This window comes from Microbacterium sp., from assembly GCF_049661145.1.
Taxonomy (GTDB): domain Bacteria; phylum Actinomycetota; class Actinomycetes; order Actinomycetales; family Microbacteriaceae; genus Microbacterium.
The window spans coordinates 1-1,988 of sequence record NZ_JBASZT010000187.1 but is presented as its reverse complement, the minus strand read 5'-3'; the positions used below and the strand labels follow the sequence as shown (position 1 = coordinate 1,988).

2 protein-coding genes are annotated in these 1,988 nt (G+C 72.0%); one reads left to right on the top strand and one right to left on the bottom strand.

The features are described from left to right. A partial coding sequence (locus WBP48_RS08185) for an L-serine ammonia-lyase, iron-sulfur-dependent, subunit alpha (protein ID WP_424438765.1) occupies nucleotides 1-610 on the top strand: 610 nt, incomplete at its 5' end. A gap of 357 nt (nucleotides 611-967) precedes the next feature. Here the strand turns inward: WBP48_RS08185 and WBP48_RS08180 are convergent. Next, nucleotides 968-1,741: a DNA-formamidopyrimidine glycosylase family protein gene (locus tag WBP48_RS08180; protein WP_424438762.1), complete on the bottom strand. Its 774-nt coding sequence runs from the start codon at nucleotides 1,739-1,741 to the stop codon at nucleotides 968-970. Between the last annotated feature and the right edge of the window lie 247 nt (nucleotides 1,742-1,988).

Here is a 1,988-nt window from a genome sequence, read left to right as displayed (position 1 = left end):
GTCGGAGGCGGGCGACCCGGCGGCGGCGCCCGAGGCGCTGTCGATCTACGCGATGGCCGTCAACGAGCAGAACGCCGCGGGTGGGCGGGTCGTGACCGCGCCGACGAACGGCGCGGCCGGGGTGCTCCCGGCTGTGATGTACTACGCGTGCCGCAGTGGGGGGTACGAGGCGGGTGAGGTGCGTACGTTCCTGCTGACGGCGACGGCGATCGGCTCGATCATCAAGGCGAACGCCTCGATCTCGGGCGCCGAGGCCGGATGCCAGGCCGAGGTCGGCAGCGCCTGCGCGATGGCGGCGGCGGGGCTGACCGCCGTCCGCGGGGGATCGACCGCGCAGATCGAGAACGCCGCCGAGATCGCGATGGAGCACCACCTCGGGATGACGTGCGATCCGGTGGGCGGACTCGTGCAGATTCCGTGCATCGAGCGCAACGCCGTCGCGGCGGCGACCGCCCTGACGGCGTCGCGGCTGGCGCTGCTGGGCGACGGCACGCACCTCGTGACGCTCGACACCGTCATCGAGACGATGCGCCAGACCGGCGCGGACATGTCGGTGCGCTACAAGGAGACCAGCGAGGCCGGCCTCGCCGTCAACGTCGTCGAGTGCTGACCGCTTGCATGCCCGGGCGCGAGAGGGCTCGACGTGCCTGGTTCAGCCGCATCCCCAGTACTCACATGACCAATCGCGGCACGTCACTGGTCGTGCGCCGCGGCCGGAAATCAGATCGCGGTCAGCACGCGTGGGGTCGCGAATGGTCGATATGGAGCCTGGATGGCGGCCATATGCGACCCCTCGGCGGACGGGGCCGCGCGGTGGGGTCAGGAATGGTCGATATGGGGTGCGGATGGCGACCACATGCGACCCGCCGGTGGTCGGCGCGGCGACGGTCCGCGGATGGGCGGCGGAGGGCGGCGGATGGTCGGCGGAGGGGCGGCGACGGTCCGCGGAGGGACGGATGCCGGGGCGTCAGGTCTGGCAGGCGGGGCACCAGAACACGATGCGCTCGCTCGTCGCCGACGCGCCCAGGTCGGTGCGGCGGATGAGAGTGCCGCAGCGGCGGCATGGCTTGCGCTCCCGCCGGTACACCCAGTTCTGCCGGCCGGGACGGGTGTCGCCCGTGAAGGTGCGGGCGTCGCGGTCGCGGCTCGCGCGGATCATCCGCGCCGCCGTGTCGACGAGACCCGCGGCATCCACCTGGGTCGCCGGACGCGTCGGGAGGATGCCGCGGACGAACAGCAGTTCATTCGCGTACTCGTTGCCGAGCCCCGCGAGATTCCGCTGATCGAGCAGTGCGACGTGGACCGGCCGGGGATCGGCGGCCAGGCGCCGGGCGGCCTCGACGGCATCCCAGTCCGGGCCCAACAGGTCGGGACCGAGATGACCCACGAGCCGATCCTCTTCGGCCGTCGGCACGAGGTCGATCATCGCGATCTCGAAACCGACGGCATCCACTCGCGACGTCCCGACGATCGCGCGCGCCTGGAACGCGGGAGCCCGCCACGGCTCGCCGCGCCGGAAGACGAGCCACCGGCCCTCCATTTTGAGGTGCGAGTGGAGCGTGTATACCCCGATCCGCATGAGGAGGTGCTTGCCGCGCGGTGTGACCCCATGGACGATTTCGCCGGTGAGATCAGCCGTCGCGTGCTGCGGAATGCGGAGGTCGAACCGCGTGACCTCCTGCCCTGCGAGCGCTGCATGCAGGCGTCGCGCGGTGCGGAAGACGGTATCGCCTTCAGGCACGGTCGCCCCTCGCATAGCGCCCGCCGGAAGTCGCGCCGACCCGACGCGTGTGGTCGCTGGCGGCGGGATGCGGGCGGCCACATGCGTCGGGTCGCGGAACCGCCTCGGCATCCGCCGTGGTCGTCATCGCGCTCGCCGGAGGGTGAGGCCGCGGCTGGACTCGACGAACCCCGCACCTTGCAGTGCGCGGCCGGCGGGCGTGCCGTAGACGAACGCGCCCGAGACCTGCTCCACGGTGAGGGTATCG